This window comes from Flavobacterium psychrotolerans, from assembly GCF_003097635.1.
Lineage (GTDB): Bacteria > Bacteroidota > Bacteroidia > Flavobacteriales > Flavobacteriaceae > Flavobacterium > Flavobacterium psychrotolerans.
This window is the reverse complement of sequence record NZ_QCZI01000015.1, coordinates 58175-81147: the sequence shown is the minus strand read 5'-3', so window position 1 is coordinate 81147 and position 22973 is coordinate 58175. Positions and strand designations below refer to the sequence as shown.

Genomic DNA, 22973 nt, shown 5'->3' with positions numbered 1-22973 from the left:
AATGAGCCCGATACAATATCGTGCCCATTATTATCAAAATTAATTATAAATTTGTCCAAACTTTTGGGTTCAGTCTATTATCGGGATTTTTTTATATTATTTCTGCGCTTAAGCCTGCCTGAAGCAGTTGTGAGCATTGTGGTTTTAATTCTTCAAACGAACCCGTTTTTACCGTGCATTTTCCTTTATAATGAACCAAAATTGCACATTGTTCCGCTTGTTCAGAAGTATGGTTGCAAACATCAATCAAAGTTTCTATAACATGATCAAAAGTGTTCACATCGTCATTAAACAAAATAATTTCGTTGTTGATGCCGACAGCCTCAAGTACAGAAGTTTCGTTTTTTGTTTTTTCAATAGTTGCCATCTTTTTTTAGGTTATTAGATTCTTAGACTATTTAGATTCCGAAATCTGCGTTCTGAAATATTTCAAAGCTAATTTACGTATTTTAATGAAACCCAATTGTTTCTTTTCAGTTTTTTAACATACGTTAATCCTTTTTCCGTGCATGAAGCGTCAATAAAAGGGATGTCTTCTTCATAAAATCCGCTAAATAGTATGGTACCTTTGGGATTCAGGCAGTCTACATAGCTTTGCATGTCGTTCAACAAAATATTTCGGTTGATGTTGGCAATAATCAAATCATATTTTTTATCTTTCAACAAAGCAGCATCGCCTTCGTATACCATAATATGTTTGCAATCATTGCGTTCGGCATTTTCTATGGAATTCAGGTAACACCAGTTGTCAATATCTATGGCATCGATTGGTTGTGCCCCTTTCATTTCAGCAAGAATGGCGAGAATTGCGGTTCCGCAACCCATATCGAGGGTTTTCATTCCCGTAACGTCAGTTTCCAATAGATGCTGAATCATCATGTGGGTTGTTTCGTGATGACCCGTACCAAAACTCATTTTTGGTTCTATGACAATATCAAATTCGGCCTCGGTTTTTGGATGAAAAGGAGCGCGAACGTGACAGTTTCCGTCCACATCAATGGCTTCGAAATTTTTTTCCCATTCTTCATTCCAGTTTACTTGCTCGATTTCTTCAATTTTATAGGAAATCACGAATTCTGGGGAATTTAAAATCTGAACCTCTTCAAGGACGTTTTCATTCCACAATTGTTTCTGAATGTATGCCGTTACGCCAAATTCATTTTCCTCAAAACTTTCAAAAGGTAGTTCGCCCAATTCAGCAACAAGAATTTCCGAACCCAGCTCCTTTGGTTCAACTGTGAAATGGTAGCCTAAATAGATGTTTGACATGGTATTTTTTTTGCAAAGGTAAGAATCTCTTTTGTTCAATCAATAAAAAAGAGATTTGAACGATATTCAAATCTCTTATAGTAGGAATTCTAAATTATTTAAATAGCGTTCACAATAGCTGCGAAGTCATCTGCTTTTAATGCTGCACCACCAATTAATCCACCATCAACATCTGGTTTAGAGAAAATTTCTTGAGCATTGTCCGGTTTTACGCTACCACCATAAAGGATTGAAACGTCCTCTGCAATATCGCTTCCGAAAGCTTTACGAACCGTTTCTCTAATGAATTCGTGCATTTCCTGAGCTTGTTCTGGACTGGCAGTTTCTCCTGTTCCAATAGCCCAAACCGGTTCGTATGCTAAAACGATATTTGACCAAGCTGATTTTTCGATATGGAACAAGCCATCACGCAACTGGTTCTCAACTACATTAAAATGTTGTTGGTTTTGACGGTCTTTCAATTCTTCACCAAAGCAAAATATCACTCTCATTTCATGCTTTAATGCGGTATCTACTTTATTCGCAATTAGAGCATCCGTTTCGTGAAAAATAGCGCGACGCTCGGAATGCCCAAGAATTACGGTATTTACACCAATACTTTTCAGCATATCTGCTGATATTTCGCCAGTATAAGCACCACTTTCAGCTTGATACATGTTTTGAGCTGCCACTTGAATGTTTGTGAATTCTAAATGCCCCACTGCGGATGATAAATTTATGAATGTTGGTGCTACAATAATTTCTACATCTTTGTCATTTGGCAATTTATCAATTAAGTCGTTTAATAAATCTTCAGTCTCTTCTGCATTTTTATGCATTTTCCAGTTTCCTGCAACAATTTTTTGTCTCATTATTTAAGTGATTTTAAGGTTGTGTTTATTTTTTCGAAATCAGTTTCTATCGCACGGTATAAAATAATTTTACCAGTCTTGTCAATAATAATATATCGGGGAATCCAGTCTAAATCTATAGCTTTTCCAAAAGTACCTTTCATTCCGTCAAGCGCTAAATAATGGTCGCCTTTAAGCTGGTGCTTTTGAATTCCATCTTTCCACTTATAGGCTGTTTTGTCCATGGAAATGAACAAATAAGAAACATCAGGATTGTTGGATTGTAATTCTTTAATTTTAGGCATTGCATTAACACAGTCTCCACACCACGAAGCCCAAACTTCCATTACAACAACTTTTCCTTTGTATTGGTTTAAAACCTCTTGAAATGTAATTTGATTTCCGTCAATGGATACTATTTTTTCTGTCAAAGCCTCAATTGAAAAGGCCTCTTTCTGTGCATTGGAACAAGAAATAGAGGCGAAAGCGACAAATAAAGATGCAATTAATTTTTTAAATTCCATTTTTTTAATTGAAATGCAAATTTACATTTTTAAATCCTAAACTGAAATCAAATTACAGTAAACTTATTTTAGAATTTAAATAATAGTGAATCAAATCAACCAAAAAATTTAGTCGGGATCCTGACTGTTTTTATGATCCTTTAAAAATACATGATTGTGATGGTTTTTTTTTCTTTTCTTGCGGAGAAATAGTTTATTAATGATAAAACCAAGAAATATCAGGGAAATTGCCATTAAAATACATCCGAAAATAATGTGAAAGGTATTTCCTAAAAATGGTGTTTCCATTATGGAAATATAATTGAGAACATAGTATCCTAAACCAAAAAGGAAAATAGAAAATATGATAAAGATAAAATATTTTAATGTTCTTAAATTCCTACTTTTAGTACTCGAATTGCTTTTATGACTACCCATATTTCTTTGAACCTTTATGGTTTATAATTTTAATTTATTGATATCGTTATAGTGTGCTTTCTGTGTGATGGTACCATGGTCTAAAACAATAATACTTGGATTTGCTCTTTCGATTGTTTTTAACGTCGTCCCGTCACAAAAATAAAAGTCGAATGTATATCCGAAATTTTTTTCCGCCTTTGTAATTTCTTCCGGTGAAGAGGCCGTCATGCCTATAACTTTATATCCCTTTGCCCTTGCTTTTTGATTCAAATCTTCCAATTTTTCCATCCCATTTTTATCTGATTTCATTAAATCATAAGCAATAAATAACATCAATTTAGGTTCTTTAAGGAATTCATTTTTGTGATCTGCTCCGTCTTTTTCCATTGCAAAATCATGAATAGGAGGGATATAACCTTCAGAAATTACTTTGTCAATTCGATCTACAAATGTGGCACCAGCGGGAATAGACATTAAATTTTTTTCAGTAAATTCTTTGTTTACGCCATTTACATTGTAAATAAAAACCATTTCTACTACGCTTTTCGGAGCACTATCTGGAATTTTCATCCCTTCAGTGATGTTTGTTCCAACTTTATATGCTCTAAAATCTTTTAACGGTAAATGATTCAAAACCCAGTAGGCCATGAAAGTGCATGATATAACGCTTAAAATCACCAAAAAATTAATAACCTTAACTTTAAAAAGGGGTTTGATTGTGTTTTTATTAATAAATAAGATTAAAATAAAAAACAACAATACTAAATCTTTGGTAAAGGATTGCCATGGTGTCAATTTTAAAGCATCACCAAAACAACCACAATCAGTAACCTTTTTAAAATAGGCAGAATAGAAGGTGAGAAAAGTGAAGAAGACAATCATTAGTAACAAACTCCAAACGGTAAATTTGGGTTTAAAGCCAATAAGAAGCATTATACCTAAAAGTACTTCAAATATCACCACAAAAAGAGCGATTTGTAAAGCGAAAGGGACTAAAAACGGTAAGTTTAAAACCGTTTCTCCAAAATATTCTCCTAGTTTATATGAAAATCCAATAGGATCATTTAGCTTGATTAACCCCGAAATAATAAACAATATTCCGACAAAAATTCTAGAAAATTGTACGATAAAATTTTTCATTTATTCATTTTTTTTGAAAAACGTAAATATAGACAAGATTATTTAAAAAAAGCCAATAAAATTATTTATTACGCACAAACCCCATTAAAATGAGGGCGAAAACAGCATAATTAATCATATCCTGATAATTGGCATCGATTCCTTCTGAAACTAAAGTTTTTCCTTTGTTATTCTCAATTTGTTTTACTCGGAGTATTTTTTGTAAAATCAAATCAGTAAGCGAAGTCACTCTCATACTGCGCCAAGCCTCGCCATAATCGTGATTTTTGGCTTCCATCAATTCCTTGGTCAGTTTGATTTTAGAATCATACAATTGAATTACTTTATCACCATCAATATCTGGTTGATTAACAAATCCAAGTTCTAATTGAATTAATCCAATGATAGAATAATTGATGATTCCGATAAATTCACTTACTTCGTCTTCCTCAATTTTTTGTACATCGTTTTCTTGCAGAATTCTAATTCTTTGCGCTTTTATGAAAATTTGATCAGTCACGGAAGGTAATCTAAAAATGCGCCAAGCACTTCCGTAATCTTTCATTTTATTGATAAAAAGAGTGCGGCAAATTGCGATTACCTCATCATATTCTTGTGAAGTGTTCTTCATTATTGATGTATATTTGTATTCAAATTTTTTCAAAAATAAGAATAATTTTTTGAATGAGGCGTTTTGAAGTTTTAAAAACCCAGTATCCAAAACCTAAAACCCATAAAATGACCATAAACTGCAAAGGAAATCTAATCGATTTAGCAACGCCGAAAGTGATGGGCATATTAAACATTACTCCCAACTCCTTTTTTGATGGAGGAAAGTATTCAAATGAAAGTGAAATACTATCCCAATCTGAAAAAATGTTGATTGAAGGTGCTACATTTATTGACATTGGCGCCTATTCCAGTAAACCCAATGCTGCATTTGTATCGGAAGAAGAGGAATTAGGTCGAATCATTCCCATAGTAAACCTGATCTTAAAACATTTTCCGGAAGCCCTACTTTCTATAGATACTTTTCGGAGTGAAGTGGCCAGGGTTTGTATTGAGGAGGGAGCGGCTATAATTAATGATATTTCTGCGGGGAATTTAGATGACAGAATGCTGGAAATTGTTTCGAATTATAAAGTGCCTTACATCATGATGCACATGCGTGGCACGCCACAAACCATGCAAACATTTACTAATTATGATAATATTGTTAAGGAAATACTTTTTTATTTTTCTGAAAAAGTGGTAAAAGCCAGAAGTCTAGGTATCAATGATTTGATTGTGGATCCCGGATTTGGCTTTGCAAAGTCATTGGAACAAAACTATGAGATTTTGCGAAAATTGGATTTGTTTCAAATGTTGGAATTACCAATTTTGGTTGGTTTTTCCAGAAAGTCTATGATTTATAAACCTTTGAATTCAAATGCTCAAGAAGCTTTAAACGGAACAACAGTTTTGAATACAATTGCTTTAGAAAAAGGCTCTAAAATCCTTCGCGTACATGATGTGAAAGAAGCAGTTGAATGTGTAACCTTATTCAATAAAATCAATTTACAATCATGAAATATTTAAGTCTATTATTCTTTTTGCTGTTGTTTTCCTGCGGGAATAAGGAAACTGTTTTATTGCCAAAATCCAATTGTACTATCGTAAAAAATGTTCAAGACCATTCTCCAATCTATATTTTTTTTAGAGTAAATGGAAAAGATACTTTGGTTGAAGTGAATAGAAAAAACGAAATCATTTCCACCAATTGGATTTTTAATATCGATAAACGTTTGCCTATAAGACTGGTTATTCCTGAAGTCATGAAGTTGCAAGAGAAAAAGCGCAATGAAAAAGCGCATAAAAATGAAGCCGCCCAAAATTATTATTCTTATGCGGATAGTATTCATAGAAATTTGGCCTTTGTACCTTTTACAAATGTGTATTATAAATTGGTAAAACCAAAGTCAGGAGTAATTGTATTTTTTACCAAAAACAATGATATATTAATGAATGATAGTGTTATAAAACGGGAACAACTTCAGAATTATCTCGGTAAATTGTCCAGTGACAAATCTAATAAATTCCAATTTTGCTTTGCCAAAGATTTACCTTTTGGAAGTTATGTTCAGGACAAAATTTTCATTTTAACTTTAAATGGAGCGGGGGTGAGCGACGAAGAGTTTGTTTATTAATCTCTGAATAACAGCTTGTTGATTATTATTTTATAGTTAATCTTTTTCAGTACAAGACAAAAAATAGTGAAACTTTTCTTTTTGTGAAAGATAGGTTTCACCACTGAAGATTTATATAAAAAATTAATGTCCTCTCTTCAAGGAACAACATATTTAATATTTAATAAGTTGCCCCCTTATTTCACCACCTGGATTTAAGGCACTATGAATATTTACATAATAAAGATTGGCATTAAGATCTGCTTCTTGTCCTGAGTCTAAAACAGGACTTGTATAGGTTATTGGCGAGGTTAAATTAGAAAATGTAAAAACTGGGGGGCCACTTACTCCTACAGCACCTTTATGTACATGCCCAAGAGTGGCAGGTCCTGTTAGTCCAGAGTAATTAACAGTAATCGTAAATATTTTTGTTTTGCTATTGAATTTGAGTACTGCAGTTCCTTTTGCCGTCGAACCATTGTCAGGCGTTTCGCTGGCACTATTTAAAATGGCATTAAAAGTTACATCTGGATTAGGTGTGACCGAAGAGTAATCGTTGTTAGAGCAGGAAATAATACTTGATAAAAAAAATAAGAGTACCAGAAATCTAGTTAAGGGTTTCATAATTTTTTTTTTAAGATTAAAAAATGATAACTATTGTTAGTTACATGATTTTTTACCTACTAAGTGTCAGTTATTTTGATAAAAAAGCACCGTAACTTACAATAAAGTTAGGATTTCATTTTTGAATTCACAAGATTTTTATGAAAAAATTGGGGTTAGTTTCTTGCTACTTCAGAGTTTTGATTACTAAATCGTATATACTATTGATGATGATACGGTTCATTCCTCAAAATGGTAAATCCGCGATACAATTGTTCAATAAAAAATAATCGAACCATTTGATGTGAAAAAGTCATTAGTGACAGCGAAATTTTACCATTGGCTTTAGCATAAACGGTTTCCGAAAAACCATAAGGTCCGCCAATGACGAAGACTAAAGTTTTGATTCCCGCATTCATTTTCTTCTGCAATTCCTCCGAGAAACTCACGCTAGAAAAGGTTTTTCCGTTTTCATCCAACAAAATCAATTGGTCCGTTGGAGTTATTTTTGCCAAAATCAATTCGCCTTCTTTTTCTTTTTGTTGACTTTCCGACAAGTTTTTCACGTTTTTGATATCTGGAATGATTTCTAAATCGAACTTGATGTAAAACGACAATCGTTTTTGGTATTCGTCAATCAGCAATTGCAAATTTTTATTGTCGGTTTTACCAATGGCAATGAGCTTGATATTCATTTATGTATAAAAATTAACTGTCCATAAAGGAATCGGAGTTGTTTTTTTGAATCAATTTCAGAATTAATAAAAATCCTGCTACGGCTTCAAAAGTCATTCCTACGATTAATAGCAAACTGAACAAGGGCCATTCCATGATTTTAAAAAGAGCTCCTAGTACGGTTACCACGGCGCCTATAATAAATAGTATTAAAATTTGAGTATTCTTCATCTGAAGTAATTTATTGTGGGCAAAAATAGTTAAAACTAAATTAGTTTTATAAAAAAGGCTTTCCATTTCCAAATTGTGGTGTTTGTATTCTAATCACAACACTTTATTCATTGGGGACCGAAAACGATAATTTGGTTCCTTTACCAAGCTCACTATTAAATTCATATTCGGCTTTTAAAAGTGTTAAGCGGGAAATAATATTATGAATGCCATTTCCTTTTGTCTCATCATTCATCTTAAATCCTGAACCATTATCTTTTATCAGGATATGTATTCTTTTTTTTATTATGGTCAAGGTTAAAGAAATTTGAGAACCTGATGTATGTCTCAACGAGTTATTGATAAACTCCTGAATGATTCGGAAAATCAAAATCTGATTTTCGGTATTCAGGTTTAAAGGTTTGTGGGTAATTGAACAACTAATATTACAAACAGAATTTAGTTTGGTAATTATTTCGTCTAAAGCGTAAATTAAACCCCCTTCTTTGAGAGAGCGAGGCATAATATCAAAAGATATTTCTCGGATGGATTCAATTGATTTATTAGATAAGGATTGGCAGGTCTCTAATGTTTTTTTAAAATTTGGATCTGTAGGATCCATAAGTGTTAATGTATGTAAAAAAATTTTTATTGCGTTTAATTCCTGACCTAATGAATCGTGCAAATCATTGGCAATTCTATTTCGCTCTTTTTCCTGTTCCGCAATAATTATTTTTAAATCATTTATCTTCTTGTTTTTTTGTTCGGAGATATCTCTAAAAATCAATAAAAAACCTTCGTGTTGGCTATTACCATCCCTAATTTTTGAAAGGATAAACGAAAAAGGTATTGCTTTTCCGGCTTTATCAAAAAGGATTGTTTCAAAAACACCGCAGTTGGAGCAAATAGAACAATCCTTGCATCCTTTTTTTATTTTATTGGATATCTCTTCTTTCAGTAATTTATTTTTAGGATCTAATAATCCAACCACATTACGATTGATAAACTTTTTCTTTTGGTGTAATAATAATTTTTCTGTAGCAGCATTAACATCCAGAATTTTCCCCGAAACATCCGTAATTATCAAAATCTCAGAAACAGCATCATATATATTACTAAAATAGTCACGAGAAATAGTGGTTTGCTCCAGCTCTTCACCTAGCAAATTTATTCCGGTAGCAATTGCGTCTAAAATGGTTGCATTTTTTGATATAGGTAGCTTATTTGTAAAATCAGAACAGGCATAAGAGGAAATAGTATTGGTAAAATGTTCTATTTGCATTGCTTCTCTATCATCAACTTTTGGTGGATTTATCAGTAGTTTATCGGCAAGAGCGTTTAAATGGGTTATAATTTGATTTAGTGGATTCTCATCATAATCCGTAATTATTCGTTGGGAATAATTACCATCAGAAAGAGCCTTGCTGAGTTCAACAATATTTAATATTAATTTGGAATTCACCTTGCTCGTTTTATTATAATTTTGACTGATTTAACCATCTATATTTGATAGATTGAAACTTTGAATTTTTCCTTTATTCAAGACATAATTCGATTATGAACTTATATTTTTCGCCTTACTGACTCAGAGATTGTGCCTATGCTTTATGTAGGTTGTGCCTATCTTTATGTAGGTTATACCTATACTTTATGTAGGTTGTGCCTATATTTTGCACCTATTTTTTATATTAAACACAAATTAACTGAGTTTTCACCAATTATTCCTCAAATTGTATTCGCTCTTTTCTATTATCCGTGTAAATCTTTTTAATCTATGGCAAAATTATGGTTTGATAGTAATAACAAATAATTATCCCGTTTTATTACTTTCTTTTAATTTTTTTACCCAGGAAAGAGCCTCTTTTTCATTCGAAAAGTATTTAGAAGATATTGACGGCGTGGCCTTAATTAAAATATTAATAAGCAAGACAGTAACGGGGTTGTTGACAATAAATGCAGCACCCAAAATATTTTTCAATCCTATTTCCGGGTGCCTGAACAGTTCTTTCGCTCCCCGTGTAAATCCTTGTGTGCTTTTTGAAGCATTTACTATTAGGTAATGGTCTTTATTCTCGGCAAACTCAATTCTTTTAGCAATCAGATCTTCCGCTATTTTAACATCAATTATAACACTTTCAGTAAACTTTAAAAAAATAATATCATCGTCAAGTTCTTTACTGAAAGTTACCTGTGGGTATTTTTTAATTTTCATTGGAAATGCGATTTTCTTGTTTGTGTTTTATTTCTATTAACCAACGCAACGCTTCATCTTTTTTTGTGAAAAATTTTGCAGGAACGGTAGGCTTATTTATAGAAATAAACAGGTTCAAAATAACATTTGTAACAATGTTTTTTGATAAAAAAGCACCTCCTGAAATTCCTTTAAGTCCCCAATCGGGTGATGACATGTATTCTCTGGCCTCCTTTGTTATTGATTTTAGATTTGTAACATCAATTAGGACATTGTAGGAGTTCCCTTTGAAATAATCTAAGCGGTCATTAACCAATTCTTTTGCGATAGGAAGTGTCATTTCTAATTGTGGTGAATAATTAAAAAAGATAATTCCTTCATGTTCCTCTTTCCAAAATGAAGTGTACTTACATTCTATAAATTCTCTTTTTTCCATAATTAGTTTTTATTGTATATGGTTCCTATAAGTTCCATATTAAAATTATCGTTTGCCTGAATGTATACACTTTTTGGGATAATTTCCACTCCAAATCGCTGTTTTTCAATAGAAGCATCCATGCCAAAATACAAATTATCACATTTCAAATTGCCAAACCTGACAACTGATTGATATAAAGCTTGTCTATAACATCCGTGGGTGTAAACATAATCATAATTTATTCCAACTGCCATCATTGAATAATTATTTTTCGAAGATTTATAGCAAAACCCGACTGCAACCAATGATTCTTCATTATGAAATTTATCGCCGGATTTAAGCCTAAGTTCTACAGTTTCCCAATTGGGGTGCAACTGCATATTGTTGAACAACTTTAAAGGTAAATTATAAGTATTAATATTCAAACCCTTTTGTTTTACATTTGAATATAATTCATGCCAGTTTTTTGTTTGATTTTCATTCAATACATTTTCACTATCTATTACATTAACCCTAAATAAAGGTTTATTGTCCAAAATTTTTCGCCTAAAATGCCATCTGTTGCCTTTCGATAATTGTTTCATGTATTCATTTTCATCCTGCCATTTCGTGTTTTTTAATACATGTGTATCGGGCATTTTTACTTTTATAAAACCTTCTTTTATCAGAAAATCTCTCATCTCTATATCATTGCTGTCAAAGTCTCGAAGCTGTAACATTGTTGCATCGCATTCTTGCTTTACATCATTCATAATACGAATCAGTTCTAATAGCGCTGTCTGCCATTGGCCATTGTTTCTGTCAATGAATAAATGGTTGCCTTCAGTAAGTAAACTGCCCAACATGACCACCTTTGATGTAAGATAGTATTTGTCTTTTTTACGAACTTCTTCAATTTGTTGTGAAACATGGGCCGGGGCAATCATGTCATCTTTACAGAGTAATTCGGTAAAGAACGTTGCTAATATAGGCTTGCCCGTAAGGGAATCTGAAATAATTAAGTAATGAAACTTCCAGTTATTTTCAGGTTCGGGATTATCACAAAATGTTTCTTCTAAAAAACGGCAACCTTCCCAATCAAACGTTCCCCGATTACCTAATAAATCATCCCATACGTTTTTATCTATTTCTTTGATGGTTCGTACTTGTTTTATAAAAAATTTGGAAGTCGTCTCGTCTTTTTTTTGTACTGGATATCTTTGGGCAACAGTGGTAAGTGGCGTTTTAAAATTGCGTTCGAGGTCGGCAACGGTTTGATTTTCTTCTGCTAATACCAATGGAAAATGTTTGGTCATACAGGCTACCAAGTCGTCAATATCCTGAATTGTTTGGTTTCGATTTATAGTAATGCGCACACCTGCACATCTCACGGGTACTCCGGGAAAAATACCAACATTTGTAAAGTAACCCTCTTTCATCAATCGTTTTACCATATTGTATGCTACCCGCGGTAAACCCAAACCAATATACATAATTGGAGAAGCTGCATGAGACATTAAGGGTAAACAGGATTCGTCACATTTCTGAATAAACCGTTCAATGAGTTCAGCTACCCGATTTTGATACACGTAAATATCGGGAGTAAGATGTATTTTAGCACTGGCAACACAAGCCCCCAGAACGGGTGGTTGTAATGGCCCACCTGTAGTATAGGATGTTCCACAGGTCAAAATTTTTCTAGAAAGCTCCTTGTTGTTTAGTACTAACAATCCTCCACCAGCACCAAAACCTTTGGCTAACGAAGTGGATAAAACCACCTGATCGGTAAGTTCCATTTGCGAAAGAACATAACCGGATCCATTTTTTCCTGTCCAACTCATACCGTGTGCATCGTCAATATATAAATTGAAATTGGCGTATTTATCTAACAATACTTGAATATCTTTTAATGGGGCAAAATCACCATACATAGAGTAGAGACCATCAACCATATACCATACTTTATGATGTTTTCCATGAGTTTTCTTGAGTATGTCTTCCAGATTATTTAAGTTGTTATGTCTTAATAAATCAAGTTTCACCCCTTTTGCAACAGCCAATTGAGTGCCTATCTGAACACTGGCATGCACCTGATGGTCATTAATCATAAAATCTTTTTCACCCACTAAAATGGGGATAGCGGCCACATGGGTTAAAGTGGTCGTTGGACCAACTATTGTTTGGTAGCCAAAAATATCATAAAACAAAGCTTCCAACTCTTCATACAGCGGACACTTGGAATAGGCTCTGGAGGATGAATACTGAGTGCCGTATTTCATGACGGCGTTAATTGCACCTTGTTTTAAACGATCATCGGTTTCCAATCCCAGATAACTGCATGAGGTAAAGTTGATCAATTTATTCCCGTCAATCTGAACGGTTCTTCCGTTAAGAACTTGGTCATCAATGTTGATGTGGAACAATCCGTTGTTTACACCATTTGTTAAACATTCATCAATTGTATTGACGTGGCTGTTGTATTTGTTAGTCTCCATAGTTATTATAGATAAAATTATTAATTCAATAAATCAAGATTTTTTTTTTAATTATTAATATACGAGGTATTTAATACTATGATTTATTCAAATAATAGAGGAATGAACAAAAATTATGACAAGCCTTTAATCTGAATTTCAAAGTTTATTTGTAAAGAGGGTAAAAGAAAAAATGTAAAAACAAACTAACCGAATGAGGCGCCTTATTTTTAACACTGTAAAAGGCAATTACATTTTGGGGTGATTTTAATGGGATTTATACCTAAATAAAATTTAGGAAAAGGGCCTTTCCAATTAATTCTGCGGTGTTTTTCACTCCAAACTTTGTTAACAGAGACTGGCGATATTCATTTACCGTAGTTGTTGTCAGACCTAATTTTTTGGCAATTTCTACATCTGTGTTTTCATCAGCAATCAATCCTAAAATTTTCAATTCTTTTTTGCTGAGTTTAAGAGAAGTTTTATTTGTTTGCTTATTTTTAGAATCGAATTTAAGAAAAGACATTGCAACTTCATTAGAAAAGTAAAGCTCGCCATTCAAAATAGTTTTAATTGCCAAAATTAATTCTTCAGGAGGAATACTCTTCATTACATATCCTAAAGCACCAGCATCAATCATATTTTTAAAAAACAGATATTCATCGTAACTTGAAAGGGCCAATATTTTACTGTTTGGCTTAAAAGAAAGAATTTGTTTTATACAATCTGCCCCAGTAGTGTTTTTCGACAATCTATAATCCATTAGGATGAAATCGAATGGATTGTTTTTAACCATATCAATTGCAATTTCAGATGTATTCGCGTCTTGAATAATAAATTTATAGGGTGATTTAACAGTTTCGAGCATTACTTTTATTCCGTCACAAATCATTTGATGGTCATCTACAATTAACAATTGTATGGTTTTTTGTATTTCCATTTTTTGTGGGGTATTTTTTAGGTAATTTTTTGGTAATTTTTTGGTTTAGCGCTTTGGAAAGGAATATAAAAAAATGTGTTCTGTATAAAAAGACACATTTTTAGAATTTTCATTCCCTACAAATTTAGAAATTGAAAATCAAATTACAAGTTTTATCTGTAGATAATTTAGATTATTTTCTAAGGAAGCATTTGAATTTTTCTATGCGTTTTACACAAGTTCAATATTTATTTTTATTAAAAATGTTTGTATCTATTATTTTGTTTAGCCGGATGATGCTACCCGAATTTTAAAATAGTAAATTCATCCAATTGGAAGGGTGTTCGTTTTATAAATAAAAATTCTCGTTTCCTAATTCCTAATTATTATATTTGTACTCCAAACACAACACTTCATTATGAGTCAAAAAGTATTGCTTACTTCAAAAGAAGTCAATATCATATTGCACCGTTTGGCCTGTCAGTTAATAGAAAAACATCATGATTTTTCTAATACCATTTTGATAGGAATCCAGCCTCGAGGTACCTATTTGGCAGAGCGTCTCAAAAAAATGTTAGAACTGGAATACAACATTAAGGATATTGCACTTGGTTATCTGGATATTACTTTTTTTCGGGATGATTTCCGTAAAACGAATAAACCTCTTGAAGCCAATAAAACAAAAATCAACTTTCTTGTCGAAAATAAAAAAGTTATTTTTATTGATGATGTTTTGTATACCGGGAGAAGTATTCGGGCAGCTCTAACGGCCATTCAATCTTTTGGGAGACCTTCCGGGATAGAGCTTTTAACACTAATTGACCGTCGTTTCAGTAGAGATCTACCCATTCAACCCGATTATCGAGGGCGTCAAGTCGATGCCATTAATAATGAAAAAGTAAAAGTTTGCTGGCTAGAAAATGAAGGGGAAGACGGCGTTTTTTTAATAAACAATAATTAAGAATGAAAATGAGCGAACTAAGCGTAAATCATTTATTAGGCATAAAATATATCAACAATCAAGATATTGACCTCATTTTTGAAACAGCCGATCATTTTAAAGAAGTTATTAATCGCCCCATAAAAAAAGTACCATCACTTCGAGACATTACCATTGCTAACATTTTTTTTGAAAATAGCACCAGAACCAAACTCTCTTTTGAGCTGGCCCAAAAACGATTATCTGCCGATGTCATGAGTTTTTCAGCAGCTCAGTCTTCAGTTAAGAAAGGCGAAACCCTTATAGACACCGTAAATAATATCCTTTCCATGAAAGTAGATATGGTGGTGATGCGACATTCAAATCCCGGAGCGGCTTATTTTTTGTCAAAAAATGTGAAAGCCAGCATTGTAAATGCGGGTGATGGTGCCCATGAACATCCCACACAAGCCCTATTAGACAGCTATTCTATTAGAGAAAAACTAGGTGAAGTAGGAGGAAAGAAGGTGGTTATTGTTGGTGATATTTTGCATTCCAGAGTGGCGCTTTCTAATATTTATGCTTTGCAAATGCAAGGAGCAGAAGTAAAGGTCTGTGGTCCAAAAACGCTTATTCCAAGGTATATCGAATCATTAGGTGTAACTATAGAGCCAAATTTGCGTAAAGCCCTAGAATGGTGTGATGTGGCTAATATGTTGCGGGTACAAAATGAAAGAATGGATGTGAATTATTTTCCATCAACACGAGAATATGCGCAGCAATATGGTGTCGATAAAACGCTATTGGATTCCCTAAATAAAGAAATTGTAATCATGCATCCCGGACCAATTAATCGTGGTGTTGAAATCACTAGTGATGTTGCCGACTCCAAACAATCGGTGATTTTGAACCAAGTAGAGAATGGAGTTGCCATACGAATGGCAGTGATTTATCTTTTGGCATCAAAAATTCAATAGAATATTATAGGTTTAAGTAAGTTTACCCAATAAATCTTTGTAAATTAGCAGTGCAATTAATTTTTATATCATGAAAGTAGATCAAAAAGGACATACGGTTTCCATCAAAGACACCCAAGGCGATTTAGTTTCGTTTTTGATGAAGGTGACTCATGAATATAAGACTTTTGAAAAACACAATATGATTGTTGACGTCAGTTTGCATAAAAACCCATCCTTAAAAGAGATAAACGGGTTTTTACCTCTTTCTAAAACACATAAAAAAAATAAAAAATCCTTTGTAATTGTTGCTCAGGGGGTAGATTTTAATACTATTTCCGATAAATTAACTGTGGTGCCTACTCCGCTGGAGGCACGTGATATTATTGATATGGAAGAAATTGAACGCGACTTGGGATTTTAAATAATTCAGTATGGATTTTTATAGCAACAAAAATCGGATGAATGTAGTGAGAGTTATACTTCTTATAGTATCGGTAATTTTGCTTTTTTTGAACATTTATAATTCATACAAAAACAGTAGTATCAATTATTTAGGAATTGTATCAAATATATTATTGATTTTTGCCATGACTATAGGGATTATAGAAAACAGAACAAATAAATAATAAAACCGAATCTACTTCAATTGAAATTAACCATCCTCGGCTGTTATGCCGCAACTCCAAGATCCTTTACCAATCCAACCTCACAGGTACTAGAAATTAGAAATCGATTGTTTTTAATTGATTGTGGTGAAGGGACACAGGTTCAATTGCGCAGAAACAAAATCAAGTTTTCTAAAATCAACCATATTTTTATTTCCCATTTGCATGGCGACCATTTTTTTGGTTTAGTAGGTTTGGTTTCTACGTTTATGTTGTTGAACAGAACAACCGATTTGCATATTTACGGTCCAAAAGGCATCAAAGAAGTTATTACCTTACAATTGCGATTGTCAAATTCGTGGACTAATTATGGTTTGTTTTTTCATGAACTGGAAGCCACGGAAAGCGAAATCATTTATGAGGATGAAAAGGTTTTGGTAAAAACAATTCCATTAAAACACCGAGTTTACACCAATGGTTTTTTATTTCAGGAGAAAGTAGGAGATCGGAAATTGAATTTAGATGCAGTTCAAAATTTTGAAATTGATCAATGTTATTATCAAAAAATAAAAAACGGCAAAGATATTACCTTAGATGACGGAAGAGTGATTGAAAATGCCATTTTGACTTATGATCCAATTCCGGCCAAGAGTTATGCCTTTTGCTCGGATACGGCTTATGATGAAACTATAATTCCCAATATTCAGAATATAGATATTTTATATCACGAATCCACGTTCTTGCAACAAGAAGAAGGTTTGGCCGCAAAAACCATGCATTGCACAGCTAAGCAAGCCGCAACGATAGCGCTAAAAGCCAATGTGAAACAGTTAGTTCTTGGGCATTATTCAACACGATATGAGAGCATTGCGTTATTTAAAGAAGAGGCCGAAACCATTTTCCCCGAAGTGCTTTTGGGCGATGATGGAGCTTCTTTCGATTTTTAACGGTAAGTGGCTTGGTCTTTATTTATAAATCCTATTCCCGCTATTCGCTGCAATCCATATAATTGCTTTGCTTCGTGCCTCGCAATAACATGGGATTTTCGCTTCTATCGGGGCTAGATAACTAATCATTTTTGTATTCATTAATAAACAAAAAATACTGTAATTTTACAACTCCATTTCAATCAATAAAATGAATCAAGATTTAGGCGATTATAGAAAATCATACAATCAAAACGAACTTTTAGAAACTAATATTCCAGAAGATCCCATCAATTTATTTCACAGATGGTTTTTTGAAGTGCAGGATTTTGGTGGAGTAGATGAAGTTAATGCCATGACTGTTTCTACTTTAGGGCTTGACGGCTTTCCAAAAGCCAGAGTCGTTTTGTTAAAAAAATTCTACGAGGAAGGCTTTATTTTTTACACCAATTATAATTCCGAAAAAGGAAAAGCCATTATAGAAAACCCAAACGTTTGCCTTTCTTTTTTCTGGCACTCATTAGAGCGTCAGGTCATTATAAAAGGAATTGCAGAGAAAACCCCCGCAAACGTATCCGATAATTATTTTGCCTCCCGACCAGACGGAAGTAAATTGGGCGCAATAGTTTCGAATCAAAGTGAGGTTATTCCTAATAGAGAATTTCTCGAAAATAATTTAAAACAATTAGAAATTGATTATCAAGGAAAAGAAATTACCAGACCAGAATATTGGGGAGGTTTTTTGGTTCGCCCGATAGAAGTTGAATTTTGGCAAGGAAGACCTAATCGACTGCATGATAGAATTCGATATCACTTGCAAGAAGATTTTTTTTGGACTATAAATCGACTGGCACCATAACTTTTTAAATAGCTGTCTGTTAATACTTTATTTGAATTTAAGATCACGTCTCGTGGTCTTTTTTGTTAGACAAATATTTAAATGAGTATTGTGTTGAATTATAAGAAAATTATTTATTAAAACATGAAATTAGTGCATTTCATCGGTTTTATTTGGCACTTAAGCGATAATGTTAGTATTCTTGTATAAAGAAATTATAAACAGCATCTTGTTTATACTATTAAAGAGGTTTGCATCAAATCTACTTTAACTCTAATGTTACTTATTATGAAAAACAAATCACTTCGAGCACTATTGCCGTTGGTAGTAGTGTTTGCATTTTTATCATGTACTACAAATTCTCCACAAGATGTTGTTTTACCTCAAGCAAAATTGGTTCAGAATTATGCGTATCAGCCAGAAGAAATGGAACTAGCTGATTTGATTAATGAATACAGGGTTAGCAAAGGTTTAATTCCTTTACAAATCATTAATCATATCTCTTTTAAATCAGAAGAACACAACGAATACATGATTGCGAAAAATATAGTGAATCATGATTTATTTGAGGAACGGTCCCAAAATATTATACAGCTTCTTGGAGCGGTAAAAGTAAACGAAAATATAGCGTATAATTTTTCTACACCAAATTCCGTTTTGCATGCTTGGTTAAACAGTCCAGGACACAAAGCCAATATAGAAGGAAATTTTACTCATTTTGGATTGTCAATTACAGTAAATTCAGTAACTGGTAGTAAATATTATACGAATATGTTTATGAAAAGATAGATTTTGTTACATTATACTCAAGCCACTCTAATGGAGTGGCTTTTTTGTTTAATTGAGTAGTATTTAGATTCAAAAGTACAAAGAATAAGCTATGCGGGAACATAAAAATAGTTGAGATCCTGATGATTAAATTTTTTCGGTTTATTCCATCACTAAAAATTTCGATTTCAATTCCGTTGTAGGGACCATGCAATTTTCTTTTTTTCCGTACCATGTATACCTGTTTTTGGCAATATAATCATAGAGTAGGTTACTTAAACCGGTTGGAATAATCTTAAAGATAGTTCCAAAATGGAAAAAGCCTCCCAAGTTTTTACAGATTTTTAAAGCTGCTGCCGATTTATAATAATAGGCAATTCCAGGTTCGTATAAAATGACACTATCTATATTTTTGGCTTGTATGCCAATATGGTTCAGGATATCTTGACCCAAATTAGATTGTAAAGCCACGAATCGGAACAAGTCTTTCGTATCGTGTTTGATTACAAATTGCACCGCAGCATCACACAAATTGCAAACGCCGTCAAAGAGAATTATTTTTTTGTCTTTTGGTAAGTCAATCATAAAAAAATGGGTTATGTTTATCCTTGATTTAAAAATTCAATATGAATTTACTGATTACTTCTTAACCGCTTCAACCAATTCTAACGCTTCCAGGCTAACGGTCGAGGTAAAAACGCCATAATTCACAACGGCTTTGTTTTTTTCAATTTTATCGATGCTTCCTACCGCTTTTCCGTCAAACATGCGCACGCGGTCTCCCACTTTTAAAATTGGTTTGGGTTTTTCGATTACAGGTTTTAGTTTTTTCTCCTTTTTGGCTGCCCTAATTTCTTCCACCTGAACCGTAACTTCCTGAATCACTTCTTTTTTCTTTTCGGCAATCGCTTTAATTTCTTTTGAAGTCGTTTTAATTCGTTTGGAATTTTCAATTTCAATTACTTTCAGGAATTCGCCAATCAGTTCTTTCTTATTCTTATTGTTGAAATATTTGCCGGCCAAGTCCTCAATTTTTTGCCCGATATAAATAATTTTCTGATTGCTATCGTACAGTTCCTGATAGCTTTCCAGTTTCTGTTTGATTTTGACATTAATAGTCTCCATCTTTTTGCTTTCCTCTCGGGCTTTGGTTTCTTCTTCTTTTAGGGTTTGCGAAGTCTTTTCCATTTTGGAACGTTCTTTTTGAAGTGTGGCAATGGTCTTGTCAAAGCGCACTTTTCCCACTTCGATTTTCTTTTTGGCGCGATTAATCAACCCAAAAGGAATTCCGTTTTTTAGCGCTACTTCAAAAGTGAAGGAACTTCCGGCTTGGCCTAAAACCAGTTTATACAAAGGTTCTAATGATTTTTCGTCAAAAAGCATGTTGGCATTGGTGGCAAAGGGGAGTTCATTGGCCAATATTTTTAAATTAGAATAATGCGTGGTAATAATTCCAAAAGCTTCCCGATGATAGAATTCTTCCAAGAAAATTTCAGCTAATGCACCGCCCAATTCCGGATCAGATCCTGTACCAAATTCATCAATTAGGAATAAGGTTTTCCGATTGCACTTCTTCAAGAAGTAGTTCATGTTTTTTAATCGGTAACTGTACGTACTTAGATGATTTTCAATAGATTGATTATCCCCAATGTCTGTTAGTATTCGGTCAAATAAAAACGTTTCACTGCGTTCGTGAACGGGAATCAGCATCCCGGATTGCAGCATCAATTGCAACAATCCCACAGTTTTTAAGGAGATGGTTTTTCCACCAGCATTGGGTCCGGAAATGACTATGATTCTGTTTTCCTGATGTAATTCTATAGTTTGCGGATGCGTAATTTCGTTTTTCTGTTTGTTGTTCAAATACAAAATAGGGTGATAAGCGTCCCGAAAATACAGCCGGCGTTCATCGGTTATGGTTGGTAAAATTCCGTTGATTCTGTTGGCATATTTTGCTTTTGCGGCAATAACGTCAATATCGCTCAAGAAATCCTGATATTGAATAATTAACGGTAAATAATGACGAACGGCATTCGATAATTGTTTCAGAATTCGGGTAATTTCTTCTTTTTCCTCATATTCCAGATTACTCAATTCACGAGAATAGCGCAACGTAGTTTCGGGTTCTATATAAGCGATGCTTCCCGTTTTTGAACTACCAAGTATGGAACCTTTTACTTTTTTGCGATACATGGCTAATACGGCTAATACGCGTCGGTTTTGAACAAAACTTTCTTTAATGTCGTCCAGATAGCCCAAGCCGTTGTATTGGGTCAAGGCGATTCCAAAACTTTGGTTGACTTTGCCTCGAACCAGATTCATTTCTCTGCGGATATTCAATAAATCAAGAGAGGCATTGTCCTTGATTTCGCCATATTTATCAATGACTTCATCAATGAGTTTGATGATTTCCTTGGTATATTCAACCTGTGAGGCTTTGGCATTTAAATGAGGGTAATAGTCGTCGAATTTCTTGAAATAGTGCAGTAAAATGTTCGTGGTCTCTGAAATGGTGGCAATTTTCTTAAAACTTCCCACTTCCAGAAAACTGTCTTCTATTGCAAGAAATTTTATTTCGTATGAAATGGCATCATATCCGTGATTAGGAATGGCGTTGTTGTTCTGAAAAGAAGAAAGATATTCGGAAGTTTGCATCAAAGCAGTCATCAACGTTTCCTTGTCCTTAAACGGAACGATTTCGAGTGCTTTTTGTTTACCGATATCCGTATTGCATATAGAAGAAATAGTTTCTAATACGGTAGGGAATTGTAAGTCTTGAAGTGTTTTTTCTGTAATGGAAATCATTTATTTAAAATCAATGTTCAAAGTTACAAAGGTTCAAAGTCTTATTGGATGAGAATTTCATATTTTTGGAAAAAATTATAGTATGTTTATTGATATTCATCCCTCTTGGCAAAGCGTTTTATCCGAAGAAATTAAGAAACCTTATTTTTTGGAGTTAGTAAAAACCGTCGACGAAGAATATCAAAATCATATTTGCTTTCCGCCAAAAGAGTTACTTTTTGCAGCTTTTGATTATTGTTCTTTTGATGATTTAAAAGTCGTAATCATAGGTCAGGATCCTTATCATGGGGAAGGAGAAGCCAACGGTTTGTGTTTTTCTGTTAATGATGGCGTGCGGATTCCACCTTCCTTGCGTAATATTTTTCGGGAATTGAACGATGATTTAGGAACTATCTTTATGCCTACTTCGGGCAATTTAGAGTGTTGGGCGAAACAGGGCGTTTTACTTTTAAATGCATCACTTTCAGTCAGAAAAGACAATCCAAATAGTCACAAACATTTGAAATGGAATGTTTTTACGGATGCGGTTATCGAAACTATTTCCAACCAAAAAGAGCATGTGGTTTTTTTGCTTTGGGGAAGTTTTGCCCATAAAAAAGGGTTGAAAATAGACCGGAAAAAACATTTGGTTTTAGAATGCGGTCATCCATCGCCAATGAGTGCCAATCAAGGGAAATGGTTCGGCAACAGGCATTTTAGCAAAACCAATGATTATTTAAAATCTAACGGAATACCGGAGATTAACTGGTGATTAGTTTATCGTAAAAGAATAATACCCGCCACCGTCCAAAGCGGAGTATGTCGAATTAAGATTTAAAAACAAGTTGTTTCCAACACTTTCGGAACGAAATTCGACATCCGTGGTGGAATTGCTGTTATATCCAAAACTCAGTCTGTATTGACCTGGAGCAAGCGATTTGATTCCAACTCGGTATTCGTAGATTTTAGTTGCGGGATTATAAATTGAACTTCCATAAATAAACGAACCAGAAAAAGCTTCCCCATTTATAGTAGTAAGTTGGTTATCTGCAATTCCAACTATTGACCAATTGGCATCTATTTTCTTTTCTAGTTCATAAGAGAAATACAACCTAGTTGCTCCTCCCGTAGTTTTATAAATATCCAACTTATTTGTTTGATTCGCTTCTGTGATGTATCTCGGAATATTGGCATTTATATATAAAGTTTGTTTCAACATTGCATCAGGAACCAGTTCAACGGAAACTAAATTCGGGGAGTTTACAAACACATCATTATAAAACTCGCTATCTTTGTTAGAACAGCTAACGGTCATTATGACAGTAGTTAGTAAAAGGATTGTATGTTTTAAAGTTTTCATGTGTCTAATGGTTGTTTAATGAGGAAACTAATATTTGAG

Annotated in this window: 26 protein-coding genes; 9 read left to right on the top strand and 17 right to left on the bottom strand. The window is 33.5% G+C overall.

Annotation, left to right across the window (positions count from 1 at the left end; genetic code table 11):
- Positions 1-91: 91 nt before the first annotated feature.
- The 6 genes from DB895_RS11640 to DB895_RS11610 form a co-directional block, all read right to left on the bottom strand.
- The gene (locus DB895_RS11640) at positions 92-367 is read right to left on the bottom strand and encodes an ATP-dependent Clp protease adaptor ClpS (protein ID WP_116725536.1); all 276 of its coding nucleotides are present in this window, start codon (positions 365-367) and stop codon (positions 92-94) included.
- A 68-nt stretch (positions 368-435) separates the two neighbouring features.
- Positions 436-1269, bottom strand: coding sequence for a 50S ribosomal protein L11 methyltransferase (prmA, locus tag DB895_RS11635; RefSeq protein WP_116725535.1), 834 nt, complete (start codon positions 1267-1269; stop codon positions 436-438).
- 98 nt (positions 1270-1367) lie between these two features.
- Complete coding sequence (tpiA, locus tag DB895_RS11630; RefSeq protein WP_116725534.1) at positions 1368-2120, bottom strand: triose-phosphate isomerase; 753 nt, start codon at positions 2118-2120, stop codon at positions 1368-1370.
- Complete coding sequence (locus DB895_RS11625) at positions 2120-2623, bottom strand: TlpA family protein disulfide reductase (protein WP_116725533.1); 504 nt, start codon at positions 2621-2623, stop codon at positions 2120-2122. Before DB895_RS11625 ends, tpiA begins: the two co-directional genes overlap by 1 nt.
- Positions 2624-3061: 438 nt before the next feature.
- Positions 3062-4162 (bottom strand): BT_3928 family protein, encoded by a 1101-nt coding sequence (locus DB895_RS11615; RefSeq protein WP_116725531.1) that lies wholly within the window; start codon positions 4160-4162, stop codon positions 3062-3064.
- A 61-nt stretch (positions 4163-4223) separates the two neighbouring features.
- Positions 4224-4772: a DUF1599 domain-containing protein gene (locus DB895_RS11610; RefSeq protein ID WP_116725530.1), complete on the bottom strand. Its 549-nt coding sequence runs from the start codon at positions 4770-4772 to the stop codon at positions 4224-4226.
- 107 nt (positions 4773-4879) lie between these two features.
- Between DB895_RS11610 and folP the strand changes: the two genes are divergently transcribed.
- Both folP and DB895_RS11600 read left to right on the top strand, forming a co-directional pair.
- Positions 4880-5710 carry a dihydropteroate synthase gene (folP, locus tag DB895_RS11605; protein ID WP_116725542.1) on the top strand — a complete coding sequence of 277 codons (831 nt, stop codon included), beginning with the start codon at positions 4880-4882 and terminating at the stop codon, positions 5708-5710.
- Entirely contained in the window at positions 5707-6327 is a 621-nt protein-coding gene (locus DB895_RS11600; RefSeq protein WP_116725529.1) for a hypothetical protein, read from the top strand. The genes folP and DB895_RS11600 overlap by 4 nt, the downstream gene beginning before the upstream one ends.
- 153 nt (positions 6328-6480) lie before the next feature.
- Here DB895_RS11600 and DB895_RS11595 read toward each other — a convergent pair whose 3' ends face one another.
- The 8 genes from DB895_RS11595 to DB895_RS11560 form a co-directional block, all read right to left on the bottom strand.
- Positions 6481-6930 (bottom strand): CHRD domain-containing protein, encoded by a 450-nt coding sequence (locus DB895_RS11595; protein WP_116725528.1) that lies wholly within the window; start codon positions 6928-6930, stop codon positions 6481-6483.
- A gap of 200 nt (positions 6931-7130) precedes the next feature.
- Positions 7131-7604, bottom strand: coding sequence for a 23S rRNA (pseudouridine(1915)-N(3))-methyltransferase RlmH (gene rlmH, locus DB895_RS11590; protein ID WP_116725527.1), 474 nt, complete (start codon positions 7602-7604; stop codon positions 7131-7133).
- Between the two features lie 13 nt (positions 7605-7617).
- Positions 7618-7815, bottom strand: a complete 198-nt coding sequence (locus DB895_RS11585) for a GldL-related protein (protein WP_133242673.1) — start codon at positions 7813-7815, stop codon at positions 7618-7620.
- Positions 7816-7918: 103 nt separating this feature from the next.
- Positions 7919-9256: a PAS domain-containing sensor histidine kinase gene (locus tag DB895_RS11580; protein ID WP_116725525.1), complete on the bottom strand. Its 1338-nt coding sequence runs from the start codon at positions 9254-9256 to the stop codon at positions 7919-7921.
- Between the two features lie 348 nt (positions 9257-9604).
- Entirely contained in the window at positions 9605-10006 is a 402-nt protein-coding gene (locus DB895_RS11575; protein WP_116725524.1) for a DUF7793 family protein, read from the bottom strand.
- Positions 9996-10421 (bottom strand): DUF7793 family protein, encoded by a 426-nt coding sequence (locus DB895_RS11570; RefSeq protein ID WP_116725523.1) that lies wholly within the window; start codon positions 10419-10421, stop codon positions 9996-9998. Before DB895_RS11570 ends, DB895_RS11575 begins: the two co-directional genes overlap by 11 nt.
- A 2-nt stretch (positions 10422-10423) precedes the next feature.
- On the bottom strand, positions 10424-12877 hold the full coding sequence (locus DB895_RS11565; RefSeq protein ID WP_116725522.1) for an aminotransferase class I/II-fold pyridoxal phosphate-dependent enzyme: 2454 nt from the start codon (positions 12875-12877) through the stop codon (positions 10424-10426).
- Positions 12878-13139: 262 nt separating this feature from the next.
- On the bottom strand, positions 13140-13796 hold the full coding sequence (locus DB895_RS11560; RefSeq protein ID WP_116725521.1) for a response regulator transcription factor: 657 nt from the start codon (positions 13794-13796) through the stop codon (positions 13140-13142).
- A 397-nt stretch (positions 13797-14193) separates the two neighbouring features.
- Between DB895_RS11560 and pyrR the strand changes: the two genes are divergently transcribed.
- The 6 genes from pyrR (at position 14194) to DB895_RS11525 (ending at position 18811) form a co-directional block, all read left to right on the top strand.
- A complete protein-coding gene (pyrR, locus tag DB895_RS11555) occupies positions 14194-14736 on the top strand; it encodes a bifunctional pyr operon transcriptional regulator/uracil phosphoribosyltransferase PyrR (protein WP_116725520.1) in 543 nt (180 codons plus the stop codon).
- An 8-nt stretch (positions 14737-14744) separates the two neighbouring features.
- Positions 14745-15671, top strand: a complete 927-nt coding sequence (locus DB895_RS11550; RefSeq protein WP_116725541.1) for an aspartate carbamoyltransferase catalytic subunit — start codon at positions 14745-14747, stop codon at positions 15669-15671.
- Between the two features lie 70 nt (positions 15672-15741).
- Complete coding sequence (locus DB895_RS11545; protein WP_116725519.1) at positions 15742-16074, top strand: ribonuclease Z; 333 nt, start codon at positions 15742-15744, stop codon at positions 16072-16074.
- A 225-nt stretch (positions 16075-16299) separates the two neighbouring features.
- Positions 16300-17205: a ribonuclease Z gene (locus DB895_RS11535; protein WP_116725517.1), complete on the top strand. Its 906-nt coding sequence runs from the start codon at positions 16300-16302 to the stop codon at positions 17203-17205.
- 190 nt (positions 17206-17395) lie between these two features.
- Complete coding sequence (pdxH, locus tag DB895_RS11530; protein ID WP_116725516.1) at positions 17396-18043, top strand: pyridoxamine 5'-phosphate oxidase; 648 nt, start codon at positions 17396-17398, stop codon at positions 18041-18043.
- Between the two features lie 267 nt (positions 18044-18310).
- Complete coding sequence (locus DB895_RS11525; protein WP_116725515.1) at positions 18311-18811, top strand: CAP domain-containing protein; 501 nt, start codon at positions 18311-18313, stop codon at positions 18809-18811.
- 141 nt (positions 18812-18952) lie between these two features.
- Here DB895_RS11525 and DB895_RS11520 read toward each other — a convergent pair whose 3' ends face one another.
- Both DB895_RS11520 and DB895_RS11515 read right to left on the bottom strand, forming a co-directional pair.
- Positions 18953-19375 carry a thiol-disulfide oxidoreductase DCC family protein gene (locus DB895_RS11520; protein WP_116725514.1) on the bottom strand — a complete coding sequence of 141 codons (423 nt, stop codon included), beginning with the start codon at positions 19373-19375 and terminating at the stop codon, positions 18953-18955.
- 54 nt (positions 19376-19429) lie between these two features.
- Positions 19430-21595 carry an endonuclease MutS2 gene (locus DB895_RS11515; RefSeq protein WP_116725513.1) on the bottom strand — a complete coding sequence of 722 codons (2166 nt, stop codon included), beginning with the start codon at positions 21593-21595 and terminating at the stop codon, positions 19430-19432.
- 82 nt (positions 21596-21677) lie between these two features.
- Between DB895_RS11515 and ung the strand changes: the two genes are divergently transcribed.
- Positions 21678-22346, top strand: coding sequence for a uracil-DNA glycosylase (ung, locus tag DB895_RS11510; RefSeq protein WP_116725512.1), 669 nt, complete (start codon positions 21678-21680; stop codon positions 22344-22346).
- Here ung and DB895_RS11505 read toward each other — a convergent pair whose 3' ends face one another.
- Positions 22347-22934, bottom strand: a complete 588-nt coding sequence (locus tag DB895_RS11505) for a hypothetical protein (RefSeq protein ID WP_133242672.1) — start codon at positions 22932-22934, stop codon at positions 22347-22349. It lies immediately after the preceding gene.
- Between the last annotated feature and the right edge of the window lie 39 nt (positions 22935-22973).